At 39.9% G+C, this 14961-nt stretch carries 10 protein-coding genes; 3 read left to right on the top strand and 7 right to left on the bottom strand.

Annotation, left to right across the window (positions count from 1 at the left end; all coding sequences use genetic code 11):
* Nucleotides 1-258 precede the first annotated feature (258 nt).
* Nucleotides 259-1380: an efflux RND transporter periplasmic adaptor subunit gene (locus tag ACT3CD_RS10295; protein WP_444645429.1), complete on the bottom strand. Its 1122-nt coding sequence runs from the start codon at nt 1378-1380 to the stop codon at nt 259-261.
* Between the two features lie 134 nt (nt 1381-1514).
* Here ACT3CD_RS10295 and ACT3CD_RS10290 point away from each other — a divergent pair, with 134 nt between their 5' ends.
* From ACT3CD_RS10290 to ACT3CD_RS10280, 3 genes are all read left to right on the top strand, one after another.
* A complete protein-coding gene (locus ACT3CD_RS10290) occupies nt 1515-2372 on the top strand; it encodes a helix-turn-helix domain-containing protein (protein ID WP_444645427.1) in 858 nt (285 codons plus the stop codon).
* A 758-nt stretch (nt 2373-3130) separates the two neighbouring features.
* Complete coding sequence (locus ACT3CD_RS10285; RefSeq protein WP_444645425.1) at nt 3131-6397, top strand: zinc-dependent metalloprotease; 3267 nt, start codon at nt 3131-3133, stop codon at nt 6395-6397.
* A gap of 541 nt (nt 6398-6938) precedes the next feature.
* Nucleotides 6939-8294, top strand: a complete 1356-nt coding sequence (locus ACT3CD_RS10280; protein ID WP_444645423.1) for a sensor histidine kinase — start codon at nt 6939-6941, stop codon at nt 8292-8294.
* Nucleotides 8295-8627: 333 nt separating this feature from the next.
* Here ACT3CD_RS10280 and ACT3CD_RS10275 read toward each other — a convergent pair whose 3' ends face one another.
* The 6 genes from ACT3CD_RS10275 to frr form a co-directional block, all read right to left on the bottom strand.
* A complete protein-coding gene (locus ACT3CD_RS10275; protein WP_444645421.1) occupies nt 8628-9641 on the bottom strand; it encodes a beta galactosidase jelly roll domain-containing protein in 1014 nt (337 codons plus the stop codon).
* A gap of 29 nt (nt 9642-9670) precedes the next feature.
* Nucleotides 9671-10729, bottom strand: a complete 1059-nt coding sequence (locus tag ACT3CD_RS10270; protein ID WP_444645420.1) for a beta galactosidase jelly roll domain-containing protein — start codon at nt 10727-10729, stop codon at nt 9671-9673.
* Nucleotides 10730-10889: 160 nt separating this feature from the next.
* Complete coding sequence (locus ACT3CD_RS10265) at nt 10890-11576, bottom strand: response regulator transcription factor (RefSeq protein ID WP_444645418.1); 687 nt, start codon at nt 11574-11576, stop codon at nt 10890-10892.
* Nucleotides 11577-11580: 4 nt separating this feature from the next.
* The gene (locus ACT3CD_RS10260; protein WP_444645416.1) at nt 11581-13134 is read right to left on the bottom strand and encodes a sensor histidine kinase; all 1554 of its coding nucleotides are present in this window, start codon (nt 13132-13134) and stop codon (nt 11581-11583) included.
* A gap of 180 nt (nt 13135-13314) precedes the next feature.
* The gene (locus ACT3CD_RS10255; RefSeq protein ID WP_444645414.1) at nt 13315-13785 is read right to left on the bottom strand and encodes a hypothetical protein; all 471 of its coding nucleotides are present in this window, start codon (nt 13783-13785) and stop codon (nt 13315-13317) included.
* Between the two features lie 472 nt (nt 13786-14257).
* Nucleotides 14258-14821, bottom strand: a complete 564-nt coding sequence (gene frr, locus ACT3CD_RS10250) for a ribosome recycling factor (RefSeq protein WP_444645412.1) — start codon at nt 14819-14821, stop codon at nt 14258-14260.
* Nucleotides 14822-14961 lie beyond the last annotated feature (140 nt).

Below are 14961 nucleotides of genomic sequence, written 5' to 3'. Positions count from 1 at the left end.
CGGAATAATCATTCACCTGTGTGAGAGCTTACTCTCATGGCTCGTTTCATATGATTATAATTTGTCTCTCAGTTGCCATATGGAACTCGCCGGGATAATCATTTCCCTTTGTGAGAGTTCCCTCCCATGGCTCGTTTCATCTTATTTCATTTTTTCACAAAACAATCCATTCTGAGAATCAACATTTGCATGGCTTTCCCTTGGAAATGCTATTTTTGATTCTCAAAAGCACCAAAACAATTAAATGACCAGGCCTTGTTAAATGACTTTTGGTTTAATGGTTATTCCATCCCGCACATTGGCGACACCTTCTTTAACAATTGTGTCTCCGGGCTTTAAACCTTTGGTTATAATATATTCCTGTCCGTTGTCAATCGAATAAGTTTCTATTTGAGTGGCGTGTATAATTGCCGAATCGCCAAGCACATACACAAATTTCTGATTTTGTATTTCGTAAGTAGCCGATTGAGGTATTACAATGCAACTGTCGAGGTAGTGTGGCATAACAATAACACCGGTACCCCCACTTCGTAAAATTTTGTTTTTGTTATGAAACAACGCACGTACACTCACTGCGCCGGTTGCTTCATCAATAACGCCACTAATCGTTTTTATGATGCCGCGTTCGTTGTATGTTTTTCCATTTGCGAGCTGCAGGCTGACCTGCGGTAGTTTTTCGCAGATATCTTCTCCTTCTGCCAAATTTTGGGTGAGATCAAGTAAACTTTTCTCTGTCATTGAAAAGTAAGCGTACATTTCGGAATAATCAGAGACAGTGGTCATTGACTGGCTCATCGATGGGCTTACTAAAGCGCCTATCCGAAAAGGAATCTGTCCAACAATCCCATTCGACGGACTTATAACTTCGGTGTAGGAAAGATTTTTTTGTGCGCTTACAAGTTGGGCCTCAACCTGAGTCAGGATGGCTTCGCTGCGTTTAAGTTCATTTTGTGCCAACTGATAATCGTATTGGCTAATCACATTTTTAGCGGCTAAGTCCTTCCTGTTTCTCTCGGTCAAAGCGGCTGTTTTTACATTCGATTTTGCCACTTCAACATTTGCTTTGGCTGCATTTACGGCTTCCTGATATTGTACCTGGTCTATTACAAATAACACTTGCCCTTTATGAACCACTTCTCCTTCATCAACTCTTACTTCGGTAATAAATCCTGAAATTTGTGGTCGGATATCAATATCCTGTTTCCCGCGGATAATGGCCGAAAAATGTTCATTTATCACACGATTTACTGGTTGTATTTCTTGTACTGAAAGTTCTAACAACTGCTGTTGATTGTTCCCGTTGCGGGGTTTACACGATACCATCACCGATACTAATGTCACCAATAAAAAACATTGGCAGGATATTCTCTTTCTCATCATTACTCTCTCCTTTAAAATTTATGACGGCAAAGATCACATTAATAAATGGCCTCGGTTATTTCTATTTTTCCTTTGTTTTTGTCATTATTTCCTATTTTTGCGAATGTAAAATTAAGTTACCACAAACGTTAAAAATGAATAATCTTTCCGAATTCAGTTTCTGGGGTTCCGATCTCGACATTAAAGAAAACTTTACAATTAGTATATCACATGACCGATTACCCATAAAAGATTTCCCTGAAAGAATACAACAGGGTATGATTTGCTTGTTTCGGAAAGGCAATGCATCTATTATGGTTGATGGGGTGAAGTATACAATGACACAGGGAATGATTTTGTCAGTTTTTCCACAACAGGTTATTGAGCAATTAACTGTTAGCGACAACCTTGAACTAATGTACTTTACTTGTACAGATAAAATTTTGAGCCGTATTTTATTTCATTTTCCGATGACTTTCGAATTCTATCTGAAAGAATATCCGACCTACAACCTCCCGGAATCACTTTTTAAATACTATACAAATATTATGTATTTGTTGTACCAAAAGTATAACCAGGATGAAAGTATTGTTCGTAATGATGTTATGTTAAATTTTTTGCGTTCTTTCTTTTTGGAAATCTATAATGGAATACACCAAAAAATAAAGATAAGTGAGCTAAAGCAATTTCGACAGCACGAAATATTCCGAAAATTTATCGATCTGCTTATCACAGGAGCCAAAAGCCCTGGAGGAAGAAAAGTGCAATATTATGCCGACAAACTTAATATTACGCCCAAATATTTATCAGTAGTTAGCCAATTACTTAGTGAACAAGGAGCCAAAAAAATTATCGACAATTTTATTATAATGGAGGTTAAACTACTACTAAAATCCACCAACCTGACAATGCAGGAAATCACAAACACCTTCAACTTCCCCGATCAGGCTTTTTTTACAAAATTCTTTAAATCTCAAACCGGATTCACGCCAAAACAATATCGGAGTTTGTAAATTGATAACGAGGAAGTAATATGCCGTAGAAATTGTGAGTTTAAAATGCAATCATTTAGCACTATTGGCATACATCTGTATAAAACAGTTTTTTGTTCGATAAGATATAAATTAGGAAGAGCAGTAAGACCCAAACATCATGATTACTTACAATTTCAACAGAATTTTTAAGGCAAGAGAAATTGAAAGACCATTTTCCGTTTTAAAACACGACTCCACAATCTCGCACCCGGGTAATACCCGAAAGTGACAAACGCCGGCCAGTTACTGCCGCTATTGTATAAATTGCTTTTGTTATTTGCGCCAGCAAGAAAACTCTTTTTTTGGCACTCGCTCTTTCAAAATGTCTATTTAGTGCCTGTCCATAAACTAAGTGTTTAAAATATAAAGTTCAAATTCAAGGCTTGCGAAGTCATAAAAATCAAGGGACTGACGAACGAAGTAAAGGCAGAGGCAAAGCTGTTATTGTGGATTTATCTCATAAATGCTTTGATTATGCTTTACAAGGAGGAAGAAGACGAAGTCAGTTTACTTTTCGTAAATGACTGTTTTTATGACAAGCATAACGCAGAAGTTGACTTTATGGACAGACACTAAATTTAGAGTATGTGCACAATAGCGACCATAGCAGAATGGGAAAAATTAACAGCTTTTTTTAAAATTATGATATGATAACAGCCTGACTTCTACGACCAAAACAACATCGATTGGTTACCTTAGTCCTATAAAAACAATTAAAATATTCAACGAATAATTCTATGAACAGATTTATTTTGCATATGGCATGTTTGTTCCTTGTAATATCGGAAGCGCATTCGCAGCAACAGGGAGACATCGTAAATGTCAATACTCAAAAATTCATTCTGACCAGTGAAAATTTAATCCCGAATCCCGGTTTTGAAGAAGGTTTTACCGGTTGGACTGACGGTACTTCAGCCGCTCAGGAGTTAACGTCGACCTATTTTTCTATTGCTGAAACAGGTGGAATCGACGACTCAAAATACCTTATAGGAACCACCAATTCAGGTAAAACATCGGCAGGTTCGATAGGAACCGGCTGGGAAATTGAAGCAGGAAAAACTTATTATTTCTCCTACGATATCAAATATGAAAACCCATTAACAGACCCGGTACCTGAATTATGGCTAAAAGTATCCCTAAACAATGCTTTGAGCAATACTGATGAACCCTCAATTCTTATCGACACAACGTGGGTAAATAGTGGCGGAGAATGGACACACACTGCGATTGCATTTACCAATACAAGTTCTTACAACTATATATTTGCCAGATTCCGATGGTTAAACAACCGATTTGGCTTCGATAATTTTGCATTGCACGAAGCATCTGAAATTGCCAACATTACTGGGTTACAGGCTGTAATTGACGAAGCACTGCTGGTATATGATGAAACAGCTGACGGTGCAACAGAATTTCAAACGGCCATTTCCAATGCCCAGAATAAATTGTCAGATAGTTCGGCTGAGGAAGTTAGACAAGCTATTTCAGATCTGACTAAAGCCATCATGGATTATAAAATATTAAATGCATCTCAGGAAGCGCCCCTCGATCTTACCAATTACATTGTTAATCCAGGATTTGAGTCGAATTTCGAGGGTTGGTTAAATGACGGTATGGCAACTCAAACTAACAGTCTCTATAATGTCAAAGAAGGAAATGTATATGTTGAAAAATGGGTGTCAAGAGGCTCCAGCATACCCGATATCAGCATACAGCAGCTTATAACCGAAATCCCCAATGGCAAATATGTCCTGACTGCTGCCACCGGTAATATACAACAATCGGCCTCCGGAAGTAATCTTAACAATTCGGAAACCCCACAAACCGGGGTGTCTCTTTTTGCCGGAAATGTTGAAACCGCTGTTGACACAGTAAAAGACCGCTCCGTCGTATTTGAAGTTTATGAAGGGAAAGTCAATATTGGTCTAAAAGCCGTTGATGCAACAGGAAATTGGGTGACCTGCGATAATTTCAGACTATACTATATGGGATTTGACATTGAAGATGTCAGAGACAATTTACAAAATCTGGTAAATGAAGCCACTGCCCTCCTGGAAAATAAAATGCAGGATTCCTTTCGCGCCTCACTGGTTTCTGCTATAAATTCTGCAGAAGAGGTCATTCTGGACCAGAATGTCAGCAAAGAAATAATGGCTGATACCATTCAACTCTTACAAAATAAAATTCAGGAAGCTAATAGTTCAACCGCCGCATACAAAGAACTACAAGTAGTTATTGATGAGGCTTCGGCTATATATGGCGACGGAAATGGCAACGAAGCGGCCAAACTGCAAACCAACATCGACATAGCAATTGCCATGTCCAACAACTATTCAGTTAGTACAGATGCTGTTAATCAAGCCACTGCCGACCTTAAAGATGCGATATTTACCTATAAACTGGCCAACGCCTCAGGCGAAGCTCCCATTGTAACAACCAAACCAGAATTTGCACGGGGATCAACCATGATTTTCGCACGAAGTATCATTTCCGGTGTTTCTGCGTCGTCCCTGTTAGAACATGGATTCTGCTGGAGTACCCATTCAGAGCCGACCATTAATGATAACAGAAGCACTAAATATTATTCCAAAAATGGCAATTTATACTGTATAGATCAACTCGAACCTTCAACCGTTTATTACATTCGGGCCTATGCAATAACAAATACTTATGCGGTTGGTTATGGTGAAGTGATTAAAGTAATTACTATACCCAAAGGAACCGTAAGCTACTCGCTGTCGTCGAATGTTACCGGCGACCATCGCATACGTATAGATAAAGCAATGGCAGCGGCTGTTGGCTACTATAACAACTTAACCAGTATAAAAAATCATTGGCTGAATGTCAATTATGGATCAGGAACTCCAACTGCCGAAGCCTCCTATGGCGGTTATATGCGGTTTGGGCCAAATCCGGCTTATCAGCAAATCGGTACGGCTCTTCATGAAATGGCTCACACCATTGGGGTTGGCACGCACAGCATGTGGTACGGCCCTTCTTCTCCCCTGCGCGAAACAGGTTCAAGAGGTGAATGGCTGGGTGTAAGAACAAAAAGACTCCTTGAATTTATCGATAACGATCCGTCAAGTTACCTCAGAGGTGATCATATTCACATGTGGCCCTATGGCATCAATGGTGCGCAAGAAGATAATGGTACTGAATTGCTGTACATTACTAATTCATTGATCGTACAAGCTTTGGGTGAAGATGGCCTTCCTCCAACAGGCGGATTTGCTACTCCGGCCTATAGTTTTGAAATTGATGACACAACGGTATACTATTTAAAAAATGAGGATGACCAACATGGCCTGAATACGTCTTACATTGTAGCCGGTAAAAATGGTAAACTTGTTAACCGCGTCCTAAGTTCACAACAGGTCGTACAAAACGATAGTGCTGCGTGGCAGCTGGCATACAATCCGGTTAACTGCTATTATACCATCAAAAACGTGGCAACAGAAGAGTATTTCACTTACAAAACAGCAGGATTAAATGGAATAGGTACTGTAAGCAAAGAAAACGCCGCATCTGCAGAGTATTTTCAGTTGATGGAAGCCCGTGTGGTTACAGAATTGGATCCGCTTGTTAAAAAAGGATATTGGATTATTCATCCTGAAGCAAAAAGTGCTCCGGCTTGTTTTACGGCTTACACAGGCGAACAAACAATGTCGAGTGCATTCAATATTTCCAATTCATTCAAAAGTCAGCGTTGGTTATTTCTGACCAAAGATGAAATCTCGAAACTTGATTCGGTTGCCACGAGTAACAATCCTGTCTTCAAAAATTCATCTTCTGATATTTTGGTTTATGCCAGAGATAACCAAATCAATGTCAGAAATATTCAATTGCTCTCAAACATCAGAATCTATAATATTTCCGGTGAGTTGATGGTAAGAAAAGATAATATTCGCTCCTCTTACACTCAATATCTGCCCAAAGGCATCTATTTTGTTGTAATCAGCTCTGATTCTGACAGTGAGGTTAAAAAAGTAATTTTGCAGTAAGCAATTAGGGATTAAAAATAGCGAGGGACTGCCAAAATATCCAGTGATGATATTTATGGCAGTCCTTCTTTTATACCCCTGCACTTTTCGTACAAAAAAAGTATTGTCCGCCTATCATTGCTTCCCGCTAAGCATCCGAAAAATTGTTTAGAACCCGGTTTTAATAAAAAAATCTATCGTTTTCAATTACATTAAGGATACCTGCCTCCGCAATAAATATCAGCTAGTATAAACAAATTATATACTGTAAAGAATAAATTTCGATACTAGCACGTGCAACATCGGTCTTTTAATTTAAATGAAACGAACTCTGTTACAACGTGCTTGCAAAAAAACTGGGTGCAGATAAAAAAAATTGATTTTACGATGTTCATCATAACGTAAAATTAAAGCTTTATAAACAGCCGCTTATTGGTTTCAGAAATTGGTTCAAAGAAAAAATATGAGTTAATTTGAAACTATAAAAATTAATCGCCGAACAGGGTTTGGCATACATTCCCATATGAGCTTAGATTACCCTTCGATATTGTTTTTTTTAGCAATGAATAATTTATTTATTATTGCTCTGTTCACCTATCAATATTTTTATCATCATAAAAAATGGTACTTATCAGTATTCATTATTGGGGCTGTATTTCAAACAATTGCGCTCATCCTGATAGGTAACAGAAATCATTTATCTTTTTTTTACTCCGTACAAATAAGTAATCTATTTTTGATTTCCAGTTTTGCATTAACATCCTTTGGACTTCTTTCGTTTGATGGTAAACTCCGAAAAAAGACTTTATGGCTTTTCGGTATTTTTACGATCCTGTTTTATTCTTCTTTCCTGGCCGTTGGAAATGATAACGCTTTACGTATTACTATTCAGATAATAGCCAGTTCTTTTTTCTATGGTATCGGCGCATTTTATCTTTTTATCAATAAGGGGAAATACAAATTTCCAATAATTCTAAGTATTGTACTTTCATCCTATTCTATATTTCAGGTTATTCGTGCGTCTGTTATAATACTTCATTCAGGTCAGTCATATGATTTCATGGAAGGTTCTGCAATTGATAATTGCTATCTTATAATTTCTCTGTTTGCAATCAGTGCTTCCAGCATAGGTCTCATAATGCTTTTAAAGGAGATAGACCAAAAGACGATCCTTCAAAAAAACGCAATCATTCAAAAAGACAAACTTGAACTCGAAGAACTAAATGCCACTAAGGATAAATTATTTTCTATCATTGGTCATGATTTACGCAGCCCATTCAATGGCATAATGGGATTCCTGGAATTGTTACTTGAAAACATTAAAAAATTTGAAGCTGAAAAATCTGAGAAGTATCTGAAATTAACTTATTTATCGGCAAAAAACACTTTTAATTTACTTGACAACTTATTAAACTGGGCAAACTCACAAACAAAACAGGTTTATTGCAATCCACAAAAATTAATTTTATCATCAATTATTCAGGGGATAATAGATCTTTCAATTTCAAATACAAAAATTAAAGACATCAAATTACATTATTCTCAATCGGAAATAATTGAAGTGAATGCCGATGAAAATATGTTAACGTTAATTCTTCGCAATCTCATTTCCAATGCCATCAAATTCTCAAAAAAAGGCGGAAACATAAAAATTTCCACCAATGTAACACCACGTCTGGCTGAAATTAGCATTTCGGATGATGGCGTTGGAATGACTAAAGAAACACTTGAAAAACTATTCGATATATCGAAAAACACAACATCCTGTGGCACCGAAAACGAAAAGGGTTTTGGCTTAGGATTAATTCTTTGCAAGGAATTTGTTGAAAAACAAGGCGGGAATATTTGGGTTGATAGCGAATTAGGAAAAGGAAGTGATTTTAAATTTACACTTCCCTTATATAGTGTTTGTCTATAAAGTCAACTTCTGCGTTACGCTTGCTCTCAAAATGGTCATTTACGGGAGTAAACTCACATTTTTCGGGCTGCGCAAGCCTTGAATCTGAACTTTATAGCTCAAACTCCCGGCTTTATGGACAGGCACTAAACAGAGGATTCAAGTGTCAGCCGCCCCCGGTTCCTCCCCAACAGAATTACAAGTTGTATCAAATATAACGCATCCGGATATGATACAGCGTGATATCTTTTGCCAACCGAGTCGATTTACCCGAAACATAATTTCCACACCACAATGTCTCAACGCCTCAATATGCCCCTCAAAATAATCGGATCAAATAATACTTATAATAGTTTATTTTTTGGCACGCCAAAAAGAGACAAAACGCTTTAATTCCACCAAACCAACCTCACCACTATAAATACCTCCTTCTCCCCCTTCATCGTACACCCTTACCGCAATGGTATTAACCTTACCAGCCACAATGTCAGACTCTTCGAGGTAATAATACCGTTGTCGCGAATACTCGTCACCCACATAAATATTATTGATATTCGCGTCAAACTTACCGGTTCCGGCCACCCGTTTCCCGTTGATATAAACCTCATCAATATCGTCTATTTTACCTAACATCAGCACAAACCGCTTTCCGGCCATTGACAATGGCACATTAATCCGGCGGCGATACCAGCCAAAGCCATCATACCAGCCGATCTGGTCTTCCCAAAATCCCGGCACCACCACCTTGCGCCATTGGCTGTCATCAAAAAGCGGATCGGCCCATGCCAGATCATCCCCCTTGCTGAACCGCCAATACCCTTCAAGGTTAAAATCAAATGGCAAATCACGATGACGGGCCCGGATGCTGATATCGCCACCAAGAATGCCCCCGTCGAGTTGCGAATCGTACACCCTGACGGCTATAACATTGGGCTCATTGTAACGAACCAACTCCGAAGGAATTAAATAGCGACGTTCGGAATTGTAAGCCGTCCAAAAATCAGGCGGGAAAGAACCTTTATGCCCAATTTTAACCCCATTAAAATAGACCTCATCCACATCGTCAATATAACCCAAAAACAACATCAAAGAAGCCTTTTCCCAGACATTGCCAACCGTAACTTCACGCCGGTACCAGGCGTACCCGTCGTAACCGGGAAATCCCTGGTTCTCCCAGTTTGATGGCACATGTATTGTTTCCCAGTCATCGGTATTATAATTGGGTGAGGCCCATTGCAGGTTATCACCTATCATAAACTTCCAGGAGCCCTTGAGACCAGCCACCATTTCGTAGGAAGTGTCGGCTGCCTTTACAACACCCAGGCATCCAAACAACATGATAAACAAAACCTTAATTAAAACTTTCATACAATCGTTCTTTAACAACCACCTCATCCTCAATGAAAATCATTAACACTGAACTTAAAATATTGTCCGTATTTCCTCGAATAACTTTGGGCCTGCTGCTGAGACATAAGTCCCACGGGACCTTCAAAAATACCGCCTTCACCACCGCTGTCACTCACAATTACGGCGATGGTATTATTACCCGTTTGGTTCAACAATGATGGCGGAATTTTATAGAGTCGGCGTATCTGCCAATCGCCTCTAAACCGTTTACCCAGGGCCGTTGCGTACATATCATCCGTCGTCCCTATTAAATTTCCATTTAAATAGACCTCATCGCGGTCGTCAATTTTTCCAAGTGATAAATAAAGAACTTCACGGGCCAACCCCTCAGCCAATCTGAATGTTTTACGGTAACAGGCCCGTCCGTCAAAATTACCAAAGCCCTGACTTTCCCAGGTTGCCGGAACCATTATATCGCGCCAGTCGTCGTCGTTAAAATCCGTTTCCACATAGCTTTTATGATCATCGAAAGCAATTTTCCAGCTACCGGCCAGGTTTTGCGACAAAAGTTCTACATCAGGATTGTAACCCACCAACACATTTCCACTCATAATACCGCCATCAAGACCGTCGTCGTAAACCCTTACTGCGAGCGTGTTTTTACTCCCAAAATTGATATATTCAGAAGGAATAACATACAATATATTAACATTATAAGCCGTTTCGAAATGAGGCGGAAAACAACCAGCCTGTCCAATTCGCCTTCCGTTAAAAAAGACCTCATTCACATCATCAATATGTCCCAACTGAAGATACAATTGATTTTTCTCCTCCATTGCCGGGATTAATATGGAATGCCGGTACCAGGCATAACCATCGTACCCAATATAACCCTGATCTTCCCACTTTCGGGGAACGAACAGTTCATCCCAGTCGTCGTCGTTAAAATCAGACTTAGCCCAAAGCGTATCATCGCCGATATTAAATTTCCAGGAACCACGCAGGTTAACAATAGGTTCCAACTCCTGAACAGGTACAGGCTGACAACCCAGACACCACAATACGGGCAAAACAACAACTAACCATCTGTTTATATTTATGTGCATATAATTTGTTTATTAAGGTCACACGAAACTTGCTGAACCGAATCATACGGCTGGATGTAAATCAATTTTCAGGGCTCTTTTCATACTTTGTAACTGATGATCCACCACCTGAAACGTGCAAAGCAGAACGCAATGCAGCGCCACCCGTTGTCATTCCATTTCACAAAATCAATTTATAACCAATACCATGAACCGTCAGAATAATTCTGGGGTCATTGGAGTCTTGTTCAATCTTTTGACGCAAACGCAAAATAAAGTTATCAATGGTACGTGACGTCGGCTGATAATCAGTTCCCCAAACGTCATCGAGTAAATCATCGCGGTTAACCGTCTCATTTTTATGCTGAAACAGATAATTCAAAATCTCAAATTCTTTATGCGAAAGCTTCACTTCGTCACCGTCGGAAAAGGCAGTATAACCTGCAAAATTAACCGAAAGCCGACCAATCTGATGTTGCTGATGATCGTTTTTTGGTGCACCGTCCCCACTGCGACGCAATATAGCCCGTATGCGTGCCAGTAATTCACGTAATCCAAAGGGTTTGGTGATATAATCATCGGCTCCGAACTCCAACCCCAGTACCTTATCTATCTCCTCCGATTTGGCCGTAAGCATAATAACGGGTGTTTTAACCCCTTGCTGCCTGGCTGCTTTACACACATCAAATCCCGACATGCCCGGCATCATCACATCCAACAAGGCCAGATGATACGGATTGTGAAGCAGCTTTTGCAACCCGTCGGGGCCGTTCATGGCAGTATCAACCAGATAACCTTCAAATTCCAGATTGTCCTGTAATCCTTTCAGCATTGGTAATTCATCCTCAACAATTAAAATAGATATCATGATGTTATGCTTTAAAAGAATCTTTAACCGCTTTAAAATACAACCTAAAGGTACACCCCTCACCGGGCCGGCTCTGAAGGGTCACGCGTCCTTTATGAGCCTGCATAATTTCACGAACAATGGCCAACCCAAGTCCGGTTCCTTTAACTTCATGAGCCAGGTTTCGATTCGTAACCCGGTAAAACTTATCAAAAACCAACTTCTGATGCTTTCGCGCAATGCCCTGACCATGATCTTTCACTTGCAGATAAACCCATTGCTTGTAACGCCCCGTAGAGACTTCAATCACCTTGCTATCTCTGCTGTATTTCATGGCATTATCCACCAAATTGATGAGAGCCTGGGCCAAGGCCTCTTTATCACATAAAACCTTCGGCAAACCGGCTGTTGGCGTATATTGAAGGTCGAAGTCCTGCTCTACCAGCCGGAGATGATAAGTCGTCAGCACCGCCTCAACAATCGTATTAAAATCGCACACAACCGAATGATACGAATGCTTTCCTTTCTCCATCTTCGAAAACCCCAGTATCCGGTTCACCATTTCTGTAAGCCGCCTGGTTTCATTGCCGATGACACCATAATATTCCTCCACTTTATCAGCGCTTTTAACCCGCCCCATCTCCAGTGTTTCAATGTACATACTGATAAGTGCCAAAGGGGTCCTTATTTCATGCGAAACATTAGAGATAAACTCAGACTTTATCCGGGCCAATAAAATTTCACGCCGCACACTCGAATAGACAAACCAACTACCGGCCAGCAGCACAATCAATACAATGACCATGAGCACAAGTCCTTCCTTCACCCGCTTACCGGCAATATCACTGATTGTTTGCGTCTTGAGACTGATACCAATTTTTACAGACGGAAACAACCACATATCTCCTTCCTGATCATATGTATAAGACCGCTCACCTTCCATTTCAGAAACAATCAACGGCGCGCTATGCGAAGTATCCCGCAACGCAATGACAAAAGACTCCGTCGCAATGGCCTGAATGCGCGGTGCCAGATGGTTTTGAAGAAACTGATGCAGCGCAATCTCCACCCAACAAATAACCGGTTGCTCATTGGCATCGTTACCAATAAAACAAAGCATTTGGCGGTCATTATTAAGTGGGTAAGATTGGAATTTCCGGTAGTTACTACTATTATAAGCCAGCAATTGATCAATGGTGCCTGCTTCGGTATCTAATATCTGGTCGACATAGGCGACAGACGATTCTGATTGTTGCGACTCGTATAACACATTGGTTGAACCGCCAACAGTGGTATAAATTGCCAGTATCGATGAGTTCTCATTGATTAACCGCTGAAGCACTGTGCTGTCGTTGGGTAATTTAAGCCACTGCTCTACACGTAAGGCCCACGTACCTGCCACATCCTGTGCATACGAATTAACCGATGATACAATCGACTCCAACTGATTTTTGTAGACAGTGGTGATCATCTCCTCACTATCGCTGATCCTTACATATTCATAAACCACAGCTATGGCAACAGGAAACAACAACAAAATCGTCAGAGCAGTCAGAATACGATGCAAACTATTTTTCATGGCAACACCATTTGGCCCGGTTTCATTAACCAACTCATCCGGCAACAAAAACTTATATGCCGGATGGATGATATGATAAAATCATTTTTCAACTCAACGTATAAAGCTTAAAGCTAAAAACAATTTCGCTTTTACGGAAGCTCTTTGACAATAAAGCGCTCTGATTCATTTCGTCACTCACTATTTCAAATCCGCCAGGTCGTTGTACAAATTGGCTGATGCCTCGCCATTAAGAAAAGCGACAACCTGCTTATGACTTGGATTACAATGGTAATTGAGGCACTGATTATTACGGTAGTAGAAAAAATACGCATCCATACAATCACGAACGCCATTGTAACATTCGTATTTATACACACCAATGTGATTCTTAAAATCAACCAGCTCCATCAAAGCCGTCTTGCCGTCGCGACCATTAACAGGCAGTCGCTGCCTGATCCGCCCCTTAATGGAATAGCGCTGAATCGAATCAACGGCCAGTTTGATTTTCCCGCCATTGGGCAACTCGCCAACAGCCTGGTTCGCTTTAACCATCAATTTCTTAAAAAATATGGTGTCGGTAGACGTTACCACGTAAAGAGCTTCATTTTTCTGTGCCTTAACTGACAAACCAGCCACAGTCATCATCAAAATAAAAATAATCGTTTTCATGTGTTTAGAATTTGTTTGTGTTTGCCACATGGAACTCGCCGGAATTAATCATCCCTCTGTGTGAAGCTATTCTCATGGCTCGTTTCATGTGTTTAGAATTTAATGTTTCATTGCTTCCTGAAACGCTCATAAAATAATCATTCCACGATGTGAGAATCAAAAATCAGCCAGGCTGGATCCTTTATCATGGTCGTTTCATGTAATCTCATTTTTACTTCCAAAGCCGTTAAAAAAAGATCCTTGTAAAATTGATTCCCGGGTTTCTGTTTTACCGAAGGTTCAATGCACGACTTCAAAACTTTAATGATCTCATTCGTTTTAAATGATAAAGCAAAGTTACAGCGGCAAATATGCAGAGGTGTCACAGTCCTTTTATACGTTGTCACAAATTGTCACAAACACATGAAAAAATATCAACAAAAAAGGGCTTCACTGTTTGTGAAGCCCTTTTTCTAAACCAAAAGAAAAACTCTTATACCGTCAAAATTTCTTTTTCTTTCTTTTCCAGCATCTCGTCAACTTTACCGATAAACTTATCCGTAATTTTCTGGATACGATCAAGCGCATCTTTCTCCATATCCTCTGCAAGACCCTCTTTTTTGAGCTTTTTAAACTCATCATTTGCATCACGACGTATATTACGGATGGCCACTTTAGCATCTTCGCCCAATTTCTTCACCTGTTTCACCAGATCTTTACGCCGTTCTTCGGTCAACGGAGGCACATTAATGCGAACAAGTTCGCCGTTATTATCAGGATTCATTCCCAGGTTGGCTGCCATAATTGCTTTCTCTATCACGGCTATCATCGCTTTTTCCCATGGCTGAATAGCTATGGTGCGAGGATCGGGCGTATTAATATTTGCCACCTGCGAAAGAGGAGTGGGCGTTCCATAGTAATCAACCATAATCGAATCCAACATTTTAGGATTGGCACGACCGGCACGCACTTTGGCCATTTCTAAATCGAGGTAACCCAGTGCTTTGTTCATTTTATCACGGGCGTCTTCCAGTACTATCTGAACTTCTTCTTCCATAATATATTATCTTACAGGATTGAATAATGCTTTACAAAAATATAAAAATATTAACTCAATACTATTGCCAGACCAATAATAACCATTCATACCTGATCCCGAAACCTCAAAACCAAACAACTAATTGTTTAACCAAACGA

Source organism: Geofilum sp. OHC36d9, assembly GCF_052400685.1.
In the GTDB taxonomy this organism is placed as follows: domain Bacteria; phylum Bacteroidota; class Bacteroidia; order Bacteroidales; family Marinilabiliaceae; genus CAZHHH01.
Note: the sequence above shows the minus strand (reverse complement) of the source record. Positions and strands in the feature narration are given on the sequence as shown.